Raw genomic sequence first — 21,416 nt, forward strand, 5'->3', positions numbered from 1 at the left:
CGGTGACTGACGCAGCCGTGGAGCGAACCCTGATCCTGGTCAAGCCGGACGGGGTGGCCCGCAACCTGACCGGCGTGATCCTGGCCCGGATAGAGGCCAAGGGCTACCGGATCGTGGCGTTGCGGCAGCGCTTGGCCGATGCGGAGTTGCTGGCCCAGCACTACGCCGAGCACGTGGGAAAGCCGTTCTACCAGCCGCTGGTGGAGTTCATGTCCTCCGGTCCGGTGGTGGCGGTGGTGGCCGAGGGCCAGCGGGTCATCGAGGGCTTCCGGTCGCTGGCCGGCGCCACCGATCCGAGCGTGGCGGCGCCGGGCACCATCCGCGGTGACCTCGGCCGGGACTGGGGCTCGAAGGTGCAGCAGAACCTGGTGCACGGCTCGGACTCACCCGTTTCCGCCGAGCGCGAGGTCGCGCTCTGGTTCGGCGACAGCCTCAGCTGAGAAAGCCCTTAGTTTCTCGCCTGTTCTGCGTTCTAGGCGCCGCGCGCCGGCGTCTGTGGGGCGCGATCAGCCGCGCCGGCCCAGACGCCGCCCGGGCGATCTGCGGTATGACCGTTTTCCATTGTCTGCACGGGCGAGTCGCAACGGCCGATAGCCGAGCCGCGCCCCTACGATCGGGACGTTCATTCACATCAGTAACACCGGTTTCATCCGGCGGCGCACCATAAACGAGGGTTCCCATGGCATTCACCCCGATGTCGCTGCTGGGCGGCGACCTGCTCGGCGGTGACCTCGCAGTAGACCTGGGAACCGCGAACACCCTTGTCTACGCACGCGGTCGCGGCATCATGCTCAACGAGCCGTCGGTGGTGGCGATCGACACCACCACCAGGGCGGTGGTCGCCGTCGGCGCCGAAGCCAAGCGGATGATCGGCCGGACACCGGGTCACATCCGAGCCGTGCGGCCGCTGCAGGACGGCGTGATCGCCGACTACGACATCACCGCCGAGATGCTGCGTTACTTCGTCCGCAAGGTGATCGGCCGGCGGGCCTTCGCCGGACCCCGGGTCGTGGTGTGCGTCCCTAGCGGGATCACCTCGGTGGAGCAGCGGGCGGTCAGCGAGTCTGCCTACGCGGCCGGCGCCCGGCGGGTGCACATCATCTCCGAGCCGATGGCCGCCGCGATCGGCGCCGGCCTGCCCGTCAGCCAGGCGTCCGGCTCGATGGTGATCGACATCGGCGGCGGCACCACCGAGGTCGCCATCATCGCCCTCGCCGGAATCGTGTCCAGCACCAGCCTCCGAGTGGCCGGCGACGCCCTCGACCGGGCGATCGTCGATCACATCCGCTCGGAGTTCTCCATGCTGATCGGCGAGCGGACCGCCGAGGAGCTCAAGATCTCGATCGGCTCGGCCTTTCCGATAGCCGGCCCGGTGCGAGCCGAGATCCGCGGCCGGGACGTGGCGACCGGCCTGCCGCGCAACGTCGCGGTGTCGGCGGAGGAGTTGCGCCACGCCATGAGCGCGCCGATCAACCGGATAGTGGCGGCCGTCCGGGCCACCCTGGACCGTTGCCCGCCGGAACTGGCCGGGGACCTGGTCACCCGTGGCATCGTGCTGACCGGCGGCGGCGCGCTGCTGCGTGGCCTGGATGCCCGGCTCCAGCACGAGATAGGCATTCCGGTGCTGGTCGCCGACCGGCCCCTGGACTCGGTGGTGCTCGGCACCGCCACCGTCGTCGAGCAGTTCGAGACGCTGCACAAGGTCGTCGTCGCCGGACACCGCCGTTGAGCGCGCCGCTGTCGACAAGCGCCGCGGTTCACCGGTGCCGACGCGTTGAGCGGCTGAGCCGGCAGGGTTAGAGGGCGATAGGTCATGCGCAGGCTCACCCGACGCCAGCAACTGTCTGCCGTGCTGCTCACGGTGCTCGCCTTGCTGTTCATCAGCTTCGACTTCGCAGGCGGCTCGCTGAGCGGCGCCAGGGGCGGGACCACCGGCGCCCTCGGCTCGCTCTACCGGGGCACCGACGCGGTGCTCGGTCCCGTCCGGCGCTTTGTGCAGGGCGTGCCCAACGTCGGCGGCAACCGCCGTGAGATAGCGCAGCTCAAGCAGCGCAACGCCCAGCTGCAGCGGCAGCTGGCGGCTACGGCCGCCGACGAGGCCACCGCCAGGCAGCTGCGAGTCCTGCGACTGCAGGCCGACACCGCCGACTGGCGGCTGATGCCGGCCCGGGTGATCGCCACCGGGCCGGGCGCGGGTTTCCAGTGGAGTGTCACGGTCGACGTCGGCAGCCGCGAGCACGTGCAGGCCGGTCAGACGGTGACCGACGGCCTGGGCCTGGTCGGCCGGGTGGTGGCGGTGCACAGCACCACCTCGGTGGTCCTGCTGGCCGCGGACCCGACGTCCGGGGTGGGAGTGCGCGACGTCCGCTCCGGAGCGCTGCTGCTGGCCACCGGCGCCGGCAGCGGCACGCTCAGCGCCCGCGCCCTGGAGGACCGGGTGGACGTCCGGGTCGGGGACCGATTGGTCACCGGGCCGGCCGGCAAGACCACCTACGCCTCCGGCGTCGAGGTCGGCGTGGTGACCTCGGTGACCACCGGCGCCGACGGCGCGGTGTCGGCACGGGTGCGCCCGGCCGCCGGCCAGTCCGGCCTTGATCTGGTCGGCATCATCCTGCAGGAGCCTCGGGGCGTCGCGCGTCAGGCGCTGGAACCGGGCAGCGACCGGTGACCGGGTCGCGGATCGCCTCGGCGGTCGCCGGGGTGATCACCGCGCTGCTGCTGCAAGCCAGCCTGCTGGGCCCGCTGACCTTTCCGGTGCCGGTCTCGCTGCCGGCGCTGCTGGTGATCGTGGTCGGCATCTACGCCGGACCCGGCATAGGAATGGCGCTCGGGTTCGCCACCGGCCTGCTGGCCGACCTGGGCTCAGATCACCCGGCCGGCGTCCAGGCGCTGTGCTGGCTGGCGGCCGGGCTCGTCGCCGGGATGCTGGGCGGCCTGGCCACCCAGCGTGGCTATGGCACCCGTGGGGTGGCCGCGTTGGCCGCCCTGCTGGGCGCTGCCACCTCCGGCGTGGTGGGGCTGGTGCTGGCCATCCTCGGCTCGCACGCCGCGACCGCGGTGCTGGCGCTGACCTACCTGATCCCGGTCGGGCTGACCGATGCGCTGCTGGGCCTGCTGGTGGCGCCGCTGGTGCGCAGTCTGCTGCTCGCGCAGGGGATCCGCTCGCCCCGCCCGACGGCACGGTTGATCGGCAACGCCGATGCGCTCGGCTGACCCGCGACTGGGCTCGCACCGCGCCCGGCTGTCGGTGCTGCGGCTGCTGATCGTCTCGCTGCTGCTCACCCTGCTGGCCCGGCTGGCCTTCGTGCAGTTGCTGGACCCGAACAAGCCACTGCAGTCGGCCGCCCTCACCCACCTCGGCGCGATCGTGGTGCCGGCTCCGCGCGGTGAGATCCTCGATTCCCGGGGCCGGGTGCTGGTCGGCAACCGCAACACCCATGTGCTGACGGTGGACCGCTCGGCGCTGGATCAGCAGGACGACCACGGCGCCGCGGTGCTGGCCCGGCTGGCCCCAGTGCTCTCGACCACCGCCGCGGACCTGCGGCGGGCCATCACCCCGTGCGGCGTGCGGGTTCCGGCGCCGTGCTGGACCGGCCAGCCCTACCAACCGGTCCCGGTGGCGACCGGGGTGGATCCCTCGGTGGTGCTGGCGGTGTCCGAGCACGCCGAGAAGTTCCCCGGCGTCAAGGTCAGCACCCAGACCGTCCTGCACTATCCCGGCGGCAGCCTGGCCGCGCACCTGCTCGGCTACACCGGCGCTGTCGGGCCCTCGGACCAGAAGGCGAACAAGGCGCTGGTCGACGCCGACACGATCGGGCGCAGCGGGCTGGAGGAGTCCTATGACTCCGTGCTGCGCGGCGTCAATGGCGAGCAGCGGGTGCGGCTGGACCCGCGCGGCGAGGCGGTCAGCCAGGGCGCCACGATCGCCGCCCGGCCCGGCGACACCCTGGTGACCAGTCTGGACGCCGACGTGCAGGCCCTGGCCGAGAAGTCGCTGGCCGAGCAGATCGCCGCCTCGCGCGCCAAGGGAAATGCGGCGCCCTCGGGCGCGCTGGTGGTGATGGACCCGCACACGGGCCGGGTGATCGCCGCCGCCAGCTACCCGAGCTATGACCCCGCCGCGTTCGTCGGTGGGATCTCGGTCGCCGACTACGCCAAGCTGACCGCGCCGACGGCCGGTGACCCGCTGGTCGGGCGTGCCATCGCCGGGGCGTACGCCCCTGGTTCGACGTTCAAGCTGATCAGCGCCGCCGACAACGTCAGCACCGGCGCGGTCACCCTGGACGGCCAGTACCCGTGCCCGGGCTCGTTGGACGTCGACGGGCGCACCAAGACCAACTTCGAGTCTCATGCCTACGGCCTGATCGACCTCAGATTCGCGCTGCAGGTCTCCTGTGACACCTACTTCTACGCCCCGGCGGTCGCCGAGTGGCAGGCCGACCAGGCCCGGGTCGAGCGGGGTGAGAAGCCGCTGGAGCAGCTGCAGGCGATGGCCCGGGCGTTCGGGGTGGCGCACGCGCCGGGCATCGACCTGCCTGCCGACGAGCAGGCCAGCGGCTCGATCGGCAGCCGAGCCAGCCGGTTGGCCAGCTGGCAGGCCCACAAGGCCGACTACTGCGCCGCGGCCGAGAAGGGTTATCCGGACGTGGCCAACCCCGCTGACCGCGCCTACCTCACCCAGCTCGCGTCGGAGAACTGCACCGACGGCTGGCGGTTCTTCGCCGGCAACAACGCCGACACCTCGATCGGCCAGGGCGACACCTCCATGTCGCCGCTGCAGCTGGCGGCGGCGTACTCGGCGATGCTCAACGGCGGCAAGCTGTTCGCCCCGACGCTGGGCTGGGGCGTGGTCGACGCCGCCGGCAAGACCGTCCGCACCATCACCCCCAAGGTGATCCGCAAGGTGCCGGTCGACAAGCAGGTGCTGAGCTTCATCGCTGACTCGCTGCACTTCGAGGACAGCCACTCGGTGTCCGGGGCGCTGGCCTTCGACGGCTCCCCGATCAAGACCCTGATCGGGGCCAAGACCGGCACCGCCGAGGTGTACGGAAAGCAGGACACCTCGTGGATGGCGTCATGGGGCCCGATGCAGCCCGGCGCCCCGTCCAGCGACGCCAGGTTCGTGGTGATCGGCATGGTCGAGCAGGCCGGCACCGGTGGCTCGGTGGCAGGGCCGATGGTCCGCAAGGTCTATGAGGGACTGCTGGGCGCGTACTCCCCGCCGGTCCTGCCCGGGGGCGCGCCGGCCGGCAAGCTGCCGAAGGTGACGGTCCGGACGCCGGTGGCCCGCTCGGCGCCGGGCCTGCCGGTCATCGGCGGCACCGGCGGCGCCTCGGCAACGGCGACTGCCTCGGCGACGCCGACTGCCTCGGCAACGCCGACCGCCTCGGCCACTGCCTCAGCGACTCCGGCCGGGAGCAGCGTGCCGGCAGCCAGCTCGCCGGCCCGGCCGGCCGGGACGCCGAGCACCTCGGCGCCGCCTGGCCCGCTGCCCACGCCGAGCAGCTCGAGCACCGTCTCAGCGCGCCGGACCGACAGCCGATGACCGGGCTGGTGGTGCCGGCCCGGTGGCCGCTGCGGGCGATGGCCGATTCTCGCCGGCTGCGCTCCTATGACTTCGTGCTGTTGGCCGCCGCCCTGCTGCTGTGCCTGATCGGCGCGTTGCTGGTCTGGTCGGCCACCCGCACCCGCTTGCAGCTGGCCGGCGCCAATCCGCAGACCTACCTGGCCAAGCATCTGCTCAACACCGCCCTGGGCGTGGTGCTGCTGTTCTGCGCGGCGCGGGTGGACTCGCGAGTGCTGCGGCTGATCGGCCCGCTGCTCTACCTGGCCAGCATCATCGGCCTGCTGGCGGTCTTCGTGATCGGCTCCACCATCAACGGCGCCCACGCCTGGATCGTGCTGGGCGGCGGCTTCGAGGTGCAACCGGCCGAGTTCGCCAAGCTGGGCGTGGTCGCGGCGCTGGCGGTGCTGTTCGGCCAGAGCGCCGCCCGGCGGCCGCCTGACGTCCCGCCGAGCATCAGCGAGCTGGCGATGGGGTTGGGGCTGCTTGCCCTGCCGCTGGCGCTGATCATGCTGCAGCCGGACCTCGGCTCGGCCCTGGTGCTGGTGGCAGCCGGCTTCGGGGTGCTGGTCGCGGCCGGCGTCCGGCTCCGCTGGTTGAGCGCGCTGCTGGTGGCAGGAGTGCTGGCGGCGGTGCTGGCCATCCAGACCGGCGTGCTGGCCGACTACCAGCTGGCCAGGTTCGCCGCCTTCACCCATCCGGGCCATGACCCCCAGGGCGTGGCCTACAACATCAACCAGGCGCACATCGCGATCGCGCACGGCGGGCTGTTCGGCCAGGGGCTGTTCCAGGGCGCGCAGACCCGCGGCGCCTTCGTGCCCGAGCAGCAGACCGACTTCGTCTACTCGGTGGCCGGCGAGGAGTTGGGCTTCGCCGGCTCGGCGCTGATCATCGGGCTGTTCGCAGTGCTGCTCTGGCGCGGCCTGCGGATCGCGATGGCGGCGGTCGGCAGCGCCCGGCTGGTGGCCGCCGGGATCGTCTGCTGGCTCGGCTTCCAGGCGTTTCAGAACATGGGCATGAACCTCGGGCTCACCCCGGTGACCGGGCTGCCGCTGCCGTTCGTCTCCTACGGGGGCTCGTCGATGTTCGCCCAGGCTCTGGCGCTCGGGCTGCTCCAGGCCATCCACCGGCGATCGGCGTCCTGACTACTTTTTCCGTTTCGCTATCTCACGACAGCTTCACATGATTCACTCTCTGTAAGATTGCTGTTACGGAGAGTGAGACAAGTCGGTGGCTACCACGTTCTGGCCGAACATCGCGGCCGCGCTGCGGAACACACCCCGCACCAGCCGCGCGCCGCTGGTCTGGGACCCGGCGTCGTTGTTGATGTCCCGCTTCGGCTTCGGCATCGAGAGCAAGACCCGCGCGGACCTGGTCCGCTACGGCCTGGACGGCTGGTGGCAGTACCAGGTGGCCTTCAGCCGGGGCGCCGGCGCGGGCTACGCCGGGCATGCCGGGGTCGCCGCGCAGGGACCGTTGCTGTCCAAGAGCCCCGCCGAGGTCCGGGCCTGGCTCAAGGGCAACGGAAACGAGTACGGCTGGGAGGCGATGGACCAGCTGACCCGGGTGACCCTGGGCCTGCAGGCGTGGAGCCGGGGCCAGGTGTATGAGACCGTCGCCGACTTCTTCGCCAACCACCTCAACGTGGCCAACCACAGTGACGGCGTCTGGAGCAGCCGGCACACCATGGACCGCGACGTGATCCGCCGCCATGCCCTGGGCAGCTACGCCGGCATGCTGCTCGCCTCGGCCCGCAACCCCGCGATGCTGAAGTACCTGAGCCTGGCCTCGTCCACCAAGAAGGCGGTCAACGAGAACTACGGCCGTGAGCTGCTGGAACTGCACACCGTGGGCATCGGCGCCGGCTACACCGAGGCCGACGTGCAGAACTCCGCCCGGATCCTGACCGGCCGGTCGGTGGATGACGACTACAACTACCTCTACAAGCCCGAGCGGCACTGGGTCGGCCCGATCAAGGTGCTGGGCTTCAGCCATCCCAACGACTCGGCCGACGGCGGCGAGGCGGCCGGCGAGGCCTTCCTGCGCTACCTGGCCTACCACCCGGCGACCGCCCAGCGGCTGGCCCAGAAATTGTGCGTCCACTACGTCTCGGACAACCCGTCGCCGACCCTGGTCGCCGAGCTGGCCAGGATCTACCTGCGGACCGGCACCCAGATCGCGCCGATGCTGGCGGCGATCCTGCGCTCGACCGAGTTCTGGGCCAGCCGCGGCGCCAAGGTGCGCCGGCCCGCCGAGAACCTGATCGCGACCGTCCGGGCCCTGGGCGTGGGGCCGGGAGACCTGAGCAAGTCGCTGGAGAGCCTGCACTGGATGAGCTCTTCGGTCGGCCAGGTGCCGCTGGACTGGGCCGCGCCCAACGGCTATCCGGACGTGGCCAGCGCCTGGCGCTCCTCCGGCTCGTTGCTGAACCTGTGGTCCTATCACCGCGGCCTGGCCCAGAGCTGGTACGGCGGCTTCGCCGCGTTCGACCCCGTCTCGCTGTATGGCGCGGTCAAGCCCAGGACCAGCGGCGAGGCCATCACCCAGCTGTGCGGGCGGCTCACCGGCAGCCGGTTCCCGGCCGCCCACGCGCAGGCGCTGCAGACCTTTCTGGAGGAGCCGGCGAGCACCCCGCTCGCGGACTCCCGGTTGCGGTGGCACCTGCCGCACCTGATCCCGTTGATCCTCGACGCGCCCCAGCACGCGCTGCGATGAGCGCGAGCCCCGTCGCCCCACCCGAAGACGCCGGGTCCACCACCGGCGCGACCTTCAGCCCCCGAGAGGACGTCATGATCGAGCCCGAGCCGCCCGGCGCCGAGCGACTGCTGGTGCGCAAGGCTGAGCAGGTCAGCGCCGAGTTGGCCGCCCAGGACGCCGGCTGGGAGCGCGGCTGGACCCGGCGCAGCTTCCTGGCCGGCGCCGGCATGGTCGGCGTCGCCGCCCTGGGCAGTCAGCTGGTCACCACCAAGGCCGCCTACGCCGCGTCCGGGCTCAGCAACGGAAACACCCTGGTCACGATCTTCCTGCGCGGCGCCGCCGACGGGCTGCGGATCCTGGTTCCGGCCTCGTCAGAGCTCGGGGTGGACTACCTGCGCACCGTGCGCGCCAACCTGGTGCCGGCCGCGACGAGCATGTCCGCGCTGCCGGGCGCCCCCGGCTGGGGGCTGAACGCCGCGCTCAACCCGCTGCTGCCGTTCTGGAACTCCGGCGAGCTGGCCTTCGTTCCGGCCGTGTCGGCCGCCGGGATCACCCGCAGCCACTTCCAGGCCCAGCAGTGCCTGGAGCGGGGCTCGGACACCGCGACCACCGGCTGGCTGGACCGGGCCCTGCAGCAACTGGGCCCGGGCACCACCTTCCGAGCGGTCACCCAGGGCTCGGCGCTGCCGGCCGCGCTGACCGGCAACCAGCGCAAGCTGGTGATGAGCTCGTTGAAGAACTTCAGCTTCCCGGGCTGGAGCGGCGTCGCGCCCCAGAGCGAGGCGGCCATCCGGACCCTCTACCGGGGCCTGCCCGGCCCGCTGGGCGAGGACGTCCCCACCACCCTGGCGGCGCTGCAGACCGCGGCTGCCGCGCGCGCCAAGGCCGGGGCGCAGAACGGGGCGGTCTATCCCAATGGGAACTTCTCCAAGGCCCTGGCCGACCTGGCCACGCTGTTGCGCGCCGAGGTGGGCATGCAGGTCGCCACCGTCGACGTCGGAGGCTGGGACACCCACACCGACGAGGCCAACCAGCTCGACCGCCACCTGACCTCGGCGGCCAACTCGCTGGCGGCCTTTCTCACCGACCTCGGCCCGGTCCGGCGCAAGCGGGTCACCGTGGTGGTGGTGACCGAGTTCGGCCGGCGGGTGCAGATGAACGCCAACGGCGGCACCGACCACGGCCACGGCAGCCTGGTGTGGCTGCTCGGCGGCGGCCTGGCCGGCGCCTCGGTGTACGGCAAGTGGACGCCGTTGTCGGCCTCGACGCTGGACGGCGGCGACGTTCCGGCCCTCAACGCCGCCTTCGACGTGCTCGGCGAGGTGGCGCAGAAGCGGCTCGGGGTCGGGTCGGTCACCGGGTTGTTCCCCGGTCACCAGTTCACGCCGCTGAACCTGGTCCGGGTCGGCTAGCCGCGCTCGGGCTCGGCGGCGGCGACCAGCGGGCGGACCAGGCTGGCCTCCGCTCCGGCGGATGCGTTCGACTCGATCGTGCTCGGCTCGGCTGTGCTCGACTCGATCGTGCTCGGCTCGGCTGTGCTCGGCTCGGCTGTGCTCGACTCGGCTGTGCGCAGTTCGTCCCACTGCACCAGGGCGACCCCGGCGATGATGAACACGCCGCCGACGATCTGCGGCAGGCCCGGCAACTGGCCGAGCAGCAGCCAGGCGAACAGCACCGCGAACAGCACCTCGCTCAAGCCCAGGAATGAGGCGAGCTTCGCGCCGAGCGCGCGAGCGGCCTTGATGCCTGCGGCGTAGGCGAAGACCGCTGCCACCAGTGAGATCCCGAGAACGGGCACCAACCAGCTCGTCCGGTGGTGCAGCAACTGCACGTCGGCGGTGTTGGCGTGGATCGGCAGCACCCCGAGGACTCCGATCGCCACCAGGCACAGGCTGGCGACCGCCATGCCGGCCCAGGCCATCGCGATGGGCGGCAGCGCGGTGTCGGCCCGCGCTGACACCACGAAGTACACCGCCAGCCCGACCGCCGCGCCGAGTCCCCACAGCACTCCGATCGGATCGAGGCGATGGCTGCCGGTCACATCCAGCACCAGGGCCAGCCCGACCATCGCGGCGGCGGCGCCGGCCACTGTCAGCCGCCGCGGGCGGTGCCCGTGCCGTAGCCAGAGCCAGCCGACGACCAGCAGGATGCCGAGATACTCCAGCAGCAGGGCGACCCCCACGGACAGGCGTGCCACGGCGTTGAAGTAGCACAGCTGCCCGACCGCGATGGCTATCACGCCGTAACCGGTGATGCTGCGCCCCTCCCGCGCGAGCACGCCGAACCGGCCCCGAAGCACGATCAGGGCCGGAATGCTCAGCACGGCCGCGGCGACCAGCAGGCGTGCGGTCACCGCCGCCGCGGGCGACCAGCCGGAGCCGATCAGAGCGGTGGCGAAGGCGCCGGAGGTGCCGAAGGCGGCAGCAGACAGCAGCGCGGTGCCGAGGCCAGCGCGCTGCCGGGTTGCGATCTGCATGGAACGTGTCCGTTCGTTCACGACGGGAGGGCGGCTCGGCGGGCTGACGCGCGCCTGCCCCTGTCAGGCTTGTCTGTAATGAGCAATCGGGATTATGCTCATTACCTGCGACGCTAGTCGAGCAGCCGTAAGGAGTCAACATGGTTTTAGCCCATGACACAGAGCGGGCGCTGGCGGCTGCCGCGGGACTGGTGAACACCGGGCGGGGTGGGCAGGACGAGCTCACCTCCCTTGAGGAGCTGGAGGAGCTGGTCCGCCTCTGGCAGTGGTCGGGCCCCCGCGCCGGCGACGCGGCGGAGCTGGCCGCGGTGCGAGAGCTGCGACCGACCCTGGCCCGCTTCTGGTCGGGCGACAAGGACGCCGTGGTGGACATCGTCAACCAGGTGCTGCGTGAGCGCCACGCGCTGCCGCAGCTGGTCAAGCACGATCAGTGGGACTACCACGTGCATGCCACCGCTCCAGAGGCGCCGCTGGCCGACCGGATGGCCGTCGAGGCCGCGATGGCGATGGCCGACGTGATCCGGATCGACGAGCTCAGCCGGCTGCGGATCTGCGGCGGCGATGACTGCGAGGACGTCTACGTCGACCTGTCCAAGAACCGTTCCCGCCGGTTCTGCGGGGCCGCCTGCGGCAATCGCGCCAACGTGGCCGCCTATCGGGCCCGTCGACGCTGAGCCGGCCACGGACGTCGCGCCGCCCGGAGTGGCTGCAAATCCCGGCTGAGCCGCGCCGGCTCGTCCGCCCGGCGGGTGCGAGGACCGGCCGAGTAGGCCGACGTGGGGCGTGAGGCCCACCGGCCCCCGTAGCATCAGTGGCCGTGAGCATCAACGCCGATTCCCTCTTCGATCGACTCGAGCCTCTGCTGACCCAGGTGAGCAAGCCGATTCAGTACGTCGGCGGCGAGCTGAACGCCCGCACCAAGGACTGGGACGCCGCCAGCGTCCGGTGGGCGTTGATGTACCCCGACGCCTACGAGGTCGGCCTTCCCAACCAGGGCGTGCAGATCTTGTACGAGGTGCTCAACGAGCGGGCCGACGCGCTGGCCGAGCGGACCTACGCGGTCTGGCCGGATTTAGAGAGATTGCTGAAGCTGCACGGGTTACCCCAGTTCACCGTCGACGGGCACCGCCCGGTCGGCGCCTTCGACGTGCTGGGCATCTCGTTCTCCACCGAGCTCGGCTACACCAACATGCTGACCGCGCTGGACCTGGCCGGCATCCCGCTGCACGCCGCTGACCGAGACGACAGCCACCCGATCGTGCTCGCCGGCGGGCACGCCGCGTTCAACCCCGAGCCGATCGCGCAGTTCATCGACGCGGCGGTGCTCGGCGACGGCGAGCAGGTGGTCGGGGCCATCACCGACGTGATCGCAGCCTTCAAGGCCGAGGGGTCACCCGGCGGCCGGGACGAGCTGCTGACCCGGCTGGCCGAGACCGGCGGGGTGTACGTCCCGCGCTTCTACGACGTCGGCTACTTCCCCGCCGACGGCGCTCCGAATGCCGGCCAGCTGGCCTGGGTGCGGCCCAACCGCGACCGCGTCCCGGACCGGGTGAGCAAGCACACCGTGATGGACCTGGACGCCTGGCCCTATCCCAAGACGCCGCTGGTGCCCATGGCCGAGTCGGTGCACGAGCGGATGTCGGTGGAGATCTTCCGCGGCTGCACCCGTGGTTGCCGGTTCTGCCAGGCGGGCATGATCACCCGCCCCGTCCGGGAGCGCTCGGTCCAGGGGATCGGCCAGATGGTCGAGGCGGGCCTGAACGCCACCGGCTTCGAAGAGGTCGGCCTGCTCTCGCTGTCCAGCGCCGACCACTCCGAGATCGGGCCGCTGGCCAAGCAACTGGCCGATCGCTACGCCGACTCGAAGGTCTCGCTGTCTCTGCCCTCCACCCGGGTCGACGCCTTCAACATCGACCTGGCGAACGAGTTCTCGCGCAACGGCCGGCGCTCGGGGTTGACCTTCGCCCCTGAGGGCGGGTCCGAGCGGCTGCGCCGGGTGATCAACAAGATGGTCAGCCAGCAGGATCTGATCAACACCGTCACCGCCGCCTACTCCCAGGGCTGGCGCCAGGTGAAGCTCTACTTCATGTGCGGGCTGCCGACCGAGACCGACGAGGACGTCCTGGAGATCGCCACCATGGCCCAGGACGTCATCCGGGCCGGCCGGCAGGCCACTGGCTCGCGCGACATCAAGGCCACCGTCTCCATCGGCGGCTTCGTGCCCAAGCCGCACACCCCGTTCCAGTGGGCCGCGCAGGCCGCGCCCGAGGTCATCGACGAGCGGCTGCGCAAGCTGCGCGCGGCGATCAACTCCGACCGCTCGCTGGGCCGCAACATCGGCATGCGCTATCACGACGGGCAGCCCTCGTTGATCGAGGGACTGCTCTCGCGCGGAGACCGCCGGGTCGGCGCGGTCATCGAGCAGGTCTGGCGTGACGGGGCGCGATTCGACGGCTGGAGCGAGCACTTCTCCTACGCCCGCTGGATCGCCGCGGCCGACGCGGCGCTGTCACCGGTCGGCGTGTCGATCGAGTTCTTCACCACCCGGGAGCGCTTCGCCGACGAGGTGCTGCCCTGGGACCACCTGGACTCCGGCCTGGACAAGCAATGGCTGTGGGACGACTGGCAGGACGCGCTGACCGGCTACGAGCAGGACGACTGCCGGTGGACGCCCTGCTTCGACTGCGGTGTCTGCCCCACCATGGGCACCGACATCCAGATCGGGCCCACCGGCAAGACGTTGCTGCCGCTGGTCGCCAAGACCCCGCTGCTGGCCCGGTCGGCGGATCCGGCGCCGCCGGTCACGCCGTCGCCGGCCGTCTCCTCGCCGGTCCGAGGCTGAGCCCGCAGTGGCGCGCAGGCTTCCCGAAGGCCCGGCGCACGTCGCGCCGGTGCAGCGAATCCGGCTGCAGTACGCCAAGCGAGGGCGGCTGAGATTCTGCTCGCACCGGGACTTCGCCCGTGCCTTCGAGCGCTCGCTGCGCCGGGCCGAGGTCCCGATGGCCTACTCGGCCGGCTTCCACCCGCACCCCAAGATCAGCTACGTCGGAGCGGCGCCGACCGGCGTGGGCTCAGAGGCGGAGTACCTGGAGATCGCGCTGGCCCGGCGCTGTGAGCCCGAGGACGTCCGGGCGGCGCTGGACGCGGTGTTGCCCGACGGCCTGGACATCCTGCGCGCGGTCGACGTCGAAGACTGCCGTCCCGGGTCGCTGGCCGAGCACATGCAGGCATCGGTCTGGCAGCTGGAGCTGGCAGCTGATCCGGCGGTGGCCGCCGCCGCGGTGGCGGACCTGCTGGCGAGGGAGTCGGTGCTGGTGGACCGGCTGACCAAGGACGGCCTGCGCAGCCTGGATGCCCGGGCGCCGATCGTAGCCGCCGAGGTGTCGGCGGAGCCCGAAAATGACACCCGTGCGATACTGAGGGTGGTCGTCCGTCAGGTCACCCCGACGGTTCGTCCCGACGATGTGCTCACCGCTTTGCGGGCCGTCGCCGGTTTCGCCCCGTCGCAGCCCCCTCGGGCCACCCGGCTGGCGCAGGGACCGGTCGATGACGCGGGACTGGTGACAGATCCGTTGTGCAGTACCGAGCTGTCGGCCAGCCGAGCAGCTAACGAGCACTGAAAGGCCGTCAGCGATCTGTTGACGGGTTGGACAAACGTTCTGTCCGCACCTGCGGGCAGGGGTGGCACGAGCCGCTCGTTCGCTCCCGCGAACGAGTGAGAAGAAGACTTTGCGTTCCGCTTGCGGGTGGGACGCCATACCGCCACTGCGCGGCCGAAATACGGCGACAGCCGCACTTTTCGGCCCCGGTGGTGAGACAGGAGCGCCCGAGCGATGCTCGACAACACGCCCATCGACAACACCCCGACCGAGGATCAGACCGGCGAACCGGCCGCAGCCAAGAAGGCCCCGCGCAAGGCCCCCGCCAAGCGCGCTCCACGCAAGACCGCCGCCAAGAAGGCGGCGCCGGCTGCGGCCGACCCCACCAGCCCCAGCGAGGCAGCCGCCGGAGCCGACCCCGTCCTGGCTCCTGCCGCAGGACCGGCGGCAGGCGATCCGACGAGCGCCGCCCCGCAGGAGGCCACCCCGCAGCAGGCTGACGTGGCGCCGGCCGAGGCCGTGGCGCCGAAGAAGGCCACCCGGGCCCGCAAGGCGCCGGCCAAGAAAGCCACCGGTCGAGCGGCTGCGGCTGCGCCGGACAGCACCACCTCGCCTGACAGCTCGGCTGCGCCGGACAGCACCACTGCGCCGGACAGCACCACTGCGCCGGACAGCGCGGCTGCGCCGTCGGCTGCCGGTCCGGCGGCAAGCGCAGCGGCGCCCGCCGATCCGGCGGTGACCGAGTCAGCCGCGGCCCAGCCGGCCGCCGGACCGCCCAAGAGGACTCCCCGCAAGCGGGTCAGCAAGGCCGCCGCCGCGGCTCAGGCGGCAGCAGAGCAGGAGCCGGTGGACTCCACGGCCGAGGTCCCGGCGCCCGAGGCGTTGCCGGCTGCGCCGGCTCTGGCCGCCCCGGCGGTGCTGTTCCAGCCGCCCGCCGAAGCGGCGGCGCCTCGCCGTCGACGGGGCGGCAAGCGGGCCCAGGCCGAGCCGGAGGTCGCACCCGAGCCGGAGTCCGACACCGACCCCGACGCGCTGCTCGACGAGGTGCCGGAGTACTCCGACGTCGACGCTGATCTCGAACCCGAAGATGTCGACGTCGACACCGACGAGCCCACCGGCGAGGCCGATGACGAGGCCGGCGACGGCTCGCGTCGCCGCCGGCGGCGTGGTCGGCGCGGTCGCGGCAGCCGGTCCGGCGATGTCGCCTCCGAGGCCAGCGGCGAGGCCGAGACGCCCGTCGAGGACGAGGACGAGGACGAGCCGGAGGCCGACCACGCTGACGAGGTCGCCGAGGCGGCTCTGTCAGCCAGCGCCCGCCGCCGGCGCCGGCGCCGGCGCTCCAGTGGCGCCGACGGCGCCGAGGGCGTCGTGTCCGAGGACGACCCGCCCAACACCGTGGTGCACGTGCGCGACAGCCGTTCTGCCGGCGCCGGGCGCGAGAACAAGGGCGGCGCAGCCGATGACGACGGCGTGCGCGGGGTCAAGGGCTCGACCAGGCTCGAAGCCAAGCGTCAGCGCCGCCGTGACAACCGCGACACCGGCCGGCGCCGCGCGCCCATCCTGACCGAGGCCGAGTTCCTGGCCCGCCGTGAAGCGGTGGACCGGGTGATGGCAGTGCGCCAGTCCGGTGACCGGACCCAGATCGCCGTCCTTGAGGACGACATCCTGGTGGAGCACTACGTGACCCGAGCCAGCGCCAGCAGCGCGGTCGGCAACGTCTACCTCGGCCGGGTGCAGAACGTGCTGCCGTCGATGGAGGCCGCCTTCGTCGACATCGGCCGCGGTCGCAACGGCGTGCTCTACGCCGGCGAGGTCAACTGGGACGTCGCCGGGCTGGAAGGCAAGTCCCGCTCGATCGAGAACGCGCTCAACGCCGGTGACATGGTGCTGGTGCAGGTGACCAAGGACCCGATCGGCCACAAGGGCGCCCGGCTGACCAGCCAGATCTCACTGCCCGGGCGGTTCGTGGTCTACGTCCCCGGCGGCGGCATGACCGGCATCAGCCGCAAGCTTCCCGATGTCGAGCGCAGCCGGCTCAAGGCGATCCTGAAGAAGGTGGTGCCCGACGAGGCCGGTGTGATCGTCCGCACCGCGGCTGAAGGCGCCTCCGAGCAGGATCTGATCAGTGACGTTGAGCGGCTGAAGAACGAGTGGGAGTCGATCACCGCCAAGTCGGCCAAGGCCAGGCAGTCCTCCGAAGGGCCGTCCCTGCTGCACGGCGAGCCCGACCTGGCGATCCGAGTGGTCCGTGACATCTTCAACGACGACTTCAAGAAGCTGGTGGTCGCCGGGGCCGAGACCCACCGCACCATCAGCGACTACGTCGGCGACATCGCCCCCGAGCTGGCCGACCGGATCTCCCGGCACACGGGCGAGTCCGACCTGTTCCGCGAGCTGCGGGTGGACGAGCAGCTGGCCAAGGCCCTGGACCGCAAGGTGTGGCTGCCCTCGGGCGGCTCGTTGGTGATCGACCGCACCGAGGCGATGACCGTGGTGGACGTCAACACCGGCAAGTACACCGGCTCCGGCGGCAACCTGGAGCAGACCGTCACCCGCAACAACCTCGAAGCGGCCGAGGAGATCGTTCGGCAGCTGCGGCTGCGTGACATCGGCGGCATCGTGGTGATCGACTTCATCGACATGGTGCTGGAGAGCAACCGCGACCTGGTGCTGCGCCGGCTCACCGAGTGCCTGGGACGCGACCGCACCAAGCACCAGGTCGCCGAGGTGACCTCGCTGGGTCTGGTGCAGATGACCCGCAAGCGGGTCGGCGAGGGGTTGCTGGAGGCCTTCAGCGAGCCCTGCTCGGTGTGCAACGGCCGGGGACTGGTCGTGCACATGGACGCCGTGGACCGAAAGGCCGGTGGGTCAAACGGCTCCGGCGCACAAGCGTCGACGCCTGCTCCCTCGACCGAAGAGGACCGGCCCAGCCGGGGCCGCCGCAGCCGCAAGGCTGTCAAGGCCGAGCAGCCGGCGCCGCCGCAGCCCGATCCCGCCGAACTCGCCGCCGAGGCCGAGAAGCGTCGGGCGGCGGCCAGCGCGGTGGCCGCGATCGCGGCGGCCACCAACCACCACGACGACGCTGCCGGCGCCCGGGCGGTTGACGGCGAGCCGGCTCAGCGGGCCGGCCGGCGCGCCCAGTCCTCGACCAGCGAGCCGGCCTCTGCGGTGACCGAGCCGCAGGCCGCGCCGACCGAGCAGGCTCACCAGCCGGCCCCGGCCGCCGCGCCTGGTCGGTCCCGGACCGGCAGGGCGGTGCGGGAACCAAGCGTCGAGCAGCCTGACACCGCATCGTCGGCGTCAGAACCAAGCGCCCAGCAGTCCGACACCGCACCACCGGCGCGTCCGCGTCGGCGGCGGGCAGCGAGCCGGCCCGCCGGCCCGCCGGTGCCGGTCAGCGTCAGCGAGGGGTAGCCGCTTTGCCTGTGGGGCCGCCGTAGGCGTAATCTGTACAACGGCCCACAGCTTGGCGGTGGGCCCTTCTGGTGTGACGCCGTCCCTGAGGCGGCTGACCAAGCACCCGCAGGCACAGCAAAGCTGGAAACCCTAGACAAGCCCGAGACTTCGATAGCTGTTCGACAGGAGTGAATTCGCGATGTACGCCATCGTCAAGACCGGCGGCAAGCAGTACCGGGTCGCCGTAGGTGACGTCGTGACGGTCGAGAAGCTGGACCTGGCCCCTGGGGCCAGCGTCGCGCTTCCCGCGATCCTGCTGGTCGACGGCGAGGACGTGACCACCGACGCGACCGAGCTGGCCGCCGTCTCGGTCACCGGAGAGATCCTCGGCCAGGTCAAGGGCCCGAAGATCAAGATCCACAAGTTCAAGAACAAGACCGGCTACCACAAGCGCATCGGCCACCGCCAGAAGCTGTCGCAGGTCAAGGTCACCGGTATCGAGAGCGGAAAGAAGTAGAGCCATGGCACACAAGAAGGGCGCATCCAGCTCCCGCAACGGCCGCGATTCCCACGCCCAGCGACTGGGGGTCAAGCGCTTCGGCGGCCAGCTCGTCAGCGCCGGTGAGATCCTCGTCCGCCAGCGCGGCACCAAGTTCCACCCCGGCGACCTCGTCGGACGCGGTGGTGACGACACCCTGTTCGCCCTCGCCGCGGGCAACGTGCTCTTCGGCAGCCGTCGCGGCCGCAAGACCGTCAACATCGTGCCGGTCGAGATGTAGCCTCCAAGTTCAGTCGTCTCACCGCTGGAGCGGGCACCGGGATTCCGGCGCCCGCTCTTGGCGTTACAGCCGGTGAAGCGTTACAGCCGGTGAACCAGTTCCGTCAGCACCAGCCCAGTCAGAGGCCCGATCACAGGCGCCTCGGTCGTTGAGAGTCGTCAAGAGAAGAGAGCACCGTGGTTAATTTCGTAGACCGGGTGGTGCTGCACGTCACCGCGGGAAACGGCGGGCATGGCTGCGCCTCGGTGCACCGGGAGAAGTTCAAGCCACTCGGCGGGCCGGACGGTGGCAACGGCGGCCGGGGTGGTGACGTCGTGCTGGTGGTGGACCCGCAGGCGCACACCCTGCTCGACTTTCACCACCACCCGCACCAAAAGGCCGGCAACGGCCGGCCCGGCGCCGGAAAGCACCGCAGCGGCGCCGACGGCGAGGACCTGGTGCTCGCGGTGCCCAACGGCACCGTCGTGCACGCCGCCGATGGCAGCGTGCTGGCCGACCTGACCGGTGCGGGCAACCGCTATGTGGTGGCCCGCGGCGGCCGGGCCGGGCTGGGCAACGCCGCGCTGGCCTCGACGCGGCGCAAGGCGCCCGGCTTCGCCCTGCTCGGTGAGCCGGGGGAGGCCTTCGACGTCGTCCTGGAGCTGAAGTCGATGGCCGAGGTCGGCCTGGTCGGCTTTCCCTCGGCCGGCAAGTCCTCGCTGATCGCGGCGGTCTCCGCGGCCCGGCCCAAGATCGCTGACTACCCGTTCACCACCCTGGTGCCCAACCTCGGGGTGGTCAGCGCCGGTGACACCACCTTCACCATCGCCGACGTGCCCGGCCTGATCCCCGGCGCCGCCCAGGGCAAGGGCCTGGGGCTGGACTTCTTGCGCCATGTCGAGCGGTGCGCGGTGCTGCTGCACGTGCTGGACTGCGCGACGCTGGACCCTGGCCGGGACCCGATCAGCGACCTGGAGGCGATCGAGGAGGAGCTGGCGCAGTACGAGTCCAGCCTCGGCGACCTGCTGGACCGGCCCCGGCTGGTGGCGCTGAACAAGGTCGACGTCCCGGAGGCCCGCGAGCTGGCCGAGTTCGTCACCGAGGAGCTGACCGGACGGGGATACCGGGTCTTTCCGATCTCCGCGGTGTCACATGCCGGCCTGCGGGAGCTGACCTTCGCGCTGGCCGGGCTGGTCGAGCAGTTCCGCGCCGACCAGGACGCCATCGCGCCGGCCCGAATCGTGCTCAGCCCGAAGGCGGTCGATGACTCCGGCTTCACCGTCGAGCCGGATCCCGACGAGGCCGGCGCGTTCATCGTGCGAGGCAGCAAGCCCGAGCGGTGGGTCCGCCAGACCCAGTTCGACAACGACGAGGCGGTCGGGTACCTGGCCGACCGGCTGGCCCGGCTCGGCGTCGAGGATCAGCTGGCCAAGCTCGGCGCGATGCCGGGGGCCAGCGTGACGATCCTGGACTACGTCTTCGACTTCCAGCCCACCGCGGGGATGGCCGACGAGGACTACTCACCGACCCGCCGCGGGACCGACGACCGGTTGGACAACGACGCCCGTCCCAACGCCGATGACCGGCTGGCGGCCAAGAAGTCCCGCCGCCAGCATCTGAGCGACGAGGACCTGCTGCTCGAGCGAGCGGTCTCGGAGTAGCCATGGACGGCGGGACTTCGATGAGCGGCGCGCGATGAGCAAGGCGCCGGACGGCAGGGCCGCGATCGCCGCCGCGGCACTCACTGTGGTCAAGGTCGGCTCGTCCTCGCTGACCTACCGCGGCCGGTTGCGCGACAGCCGGCTGAGCGCCCTGGTCGAGGCTTTGGCCGCCCGGCGGGCCGCCGGTCAGCAGGTGGTGCTGGTCTCCTCCGGGGCGATCGCGGCGGGCCTGGCGCCGTTGGGGCTGACCACCCGCCCGCGTGACCTGGCCACCCAGCAGGCCGCCGCCAGCGTCGGGCAGCTGCTGCTGGCCGAGCGCTACGCCGCAGCCTTCGCCCGGCACGGCCTGACCGTCGGCCAGGTGCTGCTGACGGCTGAGGACCTGCACCGGCGCAGCTCGTACCGCAACGCGGTGCGCACCCTGGAGCGGCTGCTGGCACTCGGGGTGATCCCGATCGTGAACGAGAACGACACCGTGGCCACGCATGAGATCCGCTTCGGCGACAACGACCGGCTCGCGGCGCTGGTCGCGCACCTGGTGCGCGCGGACGCCTTGGTGCTGCTGTCCGACATCGACGGCCTCTACACCGCTGACCCCCGCAAGCCCGGCGCGGTGCTGGTCCCGGAGGTCACCGGGCCCGCGGAGCTGGCCACGGTGCGGATCGGCGGCGCCGGGTCCGGTGTCGGCACCGGCGGCATGTCCACCAAGATCGAGGCGGCGCTGATCGCAGGCGGGGCCGGCGTGGAGGTGCTGCTGTCGCACGCCAATGCCGTCGATGACGCGCTCGCCGGGCGCGGCGGCACCTATTTCGCGCCGCTCGGGCATCGCACCGCCTCACGACTGCTGTGGCTGCGCCATGCCACCACCCCGCGTGGCCGGCTGCTGCTGGACGCCGGCGCCGTGACCGCGGTGGTGCGCAACCGGGCGTCCTTGCTGCTGGCCGGCATCACCTCGGTGACCGGCGACTTCGCGGCCGGTGACGCGGTGGAGCTGGCTGATCCGACCGGCACGGTGGTGGCCCGCGGGCTGGTGGCCTTCGAGAGCGAGGAGCTGCCCGAGCTGCTCGGCAAGTCCACTCGGGACCTGCCCGCGGACCTGCGCCGTGAGGTCGTCCACCGTGACGACCTGATCGTCCTGTAGGCATCGAGCACGGACCGAGCCGGCAGCCGCCGGCCGGCGCGCGGCTGCCAGCGGCGCATGCGAAATCGATGTTGTATTCCAGCGGGCTGGCCGATCCGGCTCTGGACACGGCCGATGGCCGGTGT

General features: G+C 71.7%; 17 protein-coding genes. 16 read left to right on the forward strand and 1 reads right to left on the reverse strand.

Annotation, left to right across the window (positions count from 1 at the left end; all coding sequences use genetic code 11):
- Positions 1–2 precede the first annotated feature (2 nt).
- From ndk to VGB75_02520, 8 genes are all read left to right on the forward strand, one after another.
- The gene (ndk, locus tag VGB75_02485) at positions 3–440 is read left to right on the forward strand and encodes a nucleoside-diphosphate kinase (GenBank protein ID HEY0165885.1); all 438 of its coding nucleotides are present in this window, start codon (positions 3–5) and stop codon (positions 438–440) included.
- 239 nt (positions 441–679) lie between these two features.
- Complete coding sequence (locus VGB75_02490; GenBank protein HEY0165886.1) at positions 680–1,729, forward strand: rod shape-determining protein; 1,050 nt, start codon at positions 680–682, stop codon at positions 1,727–1,729.
- Between the two features lie 84 nt (positions 1,730–1,813).
- Entirely contained in the window at positions 1,814–2,668 is an 855-nt protein-coding gene (gene mreC, locus VGB75_02495; GenBank protein HEY0165887.1) for a rod shape-determining protein MreC, read from the forward strand.
- Entirely contained in the window at positions 2,665–3,213 is a 549-nt protein-coding gene (locus VGB75_02500; protein HEY0165888.1) for a hypothetical protein, read from the forward strand. The genes mreC and VGB75_02500 overlap by 4 nt, the downstream gene beginning before the upstream one ends.
- Positions 3,200–5,545, forward strand: coding sequence for a penicillin-binding transpeptidase domain-containing protein (locus VGB75_02505; GenBank protein HEY0165889.1), 2,346 nt, complete (start codon positions 3,200–3,202; stop codon positions 5,543–5,545). Before VGB75_02500 ends, VGB75_02505 begins: the two co-directional genes overlap by 14 nt.
- Positions 5,542–6,708: an FtsW/RodA/SpoVE family cell cycle protein gene (locus VGB75_02510; GenBank protein HEY0165890.1), complete on the forward strand. Its 1,167-nt coding sequence runs from the start codon at positions 5,542–5,544 to the stop codon at positions 6,706–6,708. Before VGB75_02505 ends, VGB75_02510 begins: the two co-directional genes overlap by 4 nt.
- An 85-nt stretch (positions 6,709–6,793) precedes the next feature.
- Positions 6,794–8,278 (forward strand): DUF1800 domain-containing protein, encoded by a 1,485-nt coding sequence (locus VGB75_02515; GenBank protein ID HEY0165891.1) that lies wholly within the window; start codon positions 6,794–6,796, stop codon positions 8,276–8,278.
- Entirely contained in the window at positions 8,275–9,672 is a 1,398-nt protein-coding gene (locus VGB75_02520; protein HEY0165892.1) for a DUF1501 domain-containing protein, read from the forward strand. The genes VGB75_02515 and VGB75_02520 overlap by 4 nt, the downstream gene beginning before the upstream one ends.
- On the opposite strand, the gene VGB75_02525 is transcribed toward VGB75_02520, so the two are convergent.
- Positions 9,669–10,736: an EamA family transporter gene (locus VGB75_02525; protein HEY0165893.1), complete on the reverse strand. Its 1,068-nt coding sequence runs from the start codon at positions 10,734–10,736 to the stop codon at positions 9,669–9,671. The two genes, VGB75_02520 and VGB75_02525, sit on opposite strands and share 4 nt — an antisense overlap.
- Before the next feature lie 140 nt (positions 10,737–10,876).
- Here VGB75_02525 and VGB75_02530 point away from each other — a divergent pair, with 140 nt between their 5' ends.
- The 8 genes from VGB75_02530 to proB all read left to right on the forward strand — a co-directional run bounded on the left by VGB75_02530 (position 10,877) and on the right by proB (position 21,291).
- Positions 10,877–11,410, forward strand: coding sequence for a CGNR zinc finger domain-containing protein (locus VGB75_02530; GenBank protein ID HEY0165894.1), 534 nt, complete (start codon positions 10,877–10,879; stop codon positions 11,408–11,410).
- Between the two features lie 143 nt (positions 11,411–11,553).
- Positions 11,554–13,578 (forward strand): TIGR03960 family B12-binding radical SAM protein, encoded by a 2,025-nt coding sequence (locus VGB75_02535; protein HEY0165895.1) that lies wholly within the window; start codon positions 11,554–11,556, stop codon positions 13,576–13,578.
- 7 nt (positions 13,579–13,585) lie between these two features.
- Positions 13,586–14,356, forward strand: a complete 771-nt coding sequence (locus tag VGB75_02540) for a TIGR03936 family radical SAM-associated protein (protein ID HEY0165896.1) — start codon at positions 13,586–13,588, stop codon at positions 14,354–14,356.
- 213 nt (positions 14,357–14,569) lie between these two features.
- A complete protein-coding gene (locus VGB75_02545; GenBank protein HEY0165897.1) occupies positions 14,570–17,749 on the forward strand; it encodes an Rne/Rng family ribonuclease in 3,180 nt (1,059 codons plus the stop codon).
- Between the two features lie 181 nt (positions 17,750–17,930).
- Entirely contained in the window at positions 17,931–18,248 is a 318-nt protein-coding gene (gene rplU / locus VGB75_02550; GenBank protein HEY0165898.1) for a 50S ribosomal protein L21, read from the forward strand.
- 4 nt (positions 18,249–18,252) lie between these two features.
- Positions 18,253–18,510 carry a 50S ribosomal protein L27 gene (gene rpmA / locus VGB75_02555; GenBank protein ID HEY0165899.1) on the forward strand — a complete coding sequence of 86 codons (258 nt, stop codon included), beginning with the start codon at positions 18,253–18,255 and terminating at the stop codon, positions 18,508–18,510.
- A gap of 176 nt (positions 18,511–18,686) precedes the next feature.
- A complete protein-coding gene (gene obgE / locus VGB75_02560; protein HEY0165900.1) occupies positions 18,687–20,150 on the forward strand; it encodes a GTPase ObgE in 1,464 nt (487 codons plus the stop codon).
- A 34-nt stretch (positions 20,151–20,184) separates the two neighbouring features.
- Entirely contained in the window at positions 20,185–21,291 is a 1,107-nt protein-coding gene (gene proB, locus VGB75_02565) for a glutamate 5-kinase (protein ID HEY0165901.1), read from the forward strand.
- Positions 21,292–21,416 lie beyond the last annotated feature (125 nt).

It is taken from the genome of Jatrophihabitans sp. (assembly GCA_036399055.1).
GTDB lineage: Bacteria > Actinomycetota > Actinomycetes > Mycobacteriales > Jatrophihabitantaceae > Jatrophihabitans_A.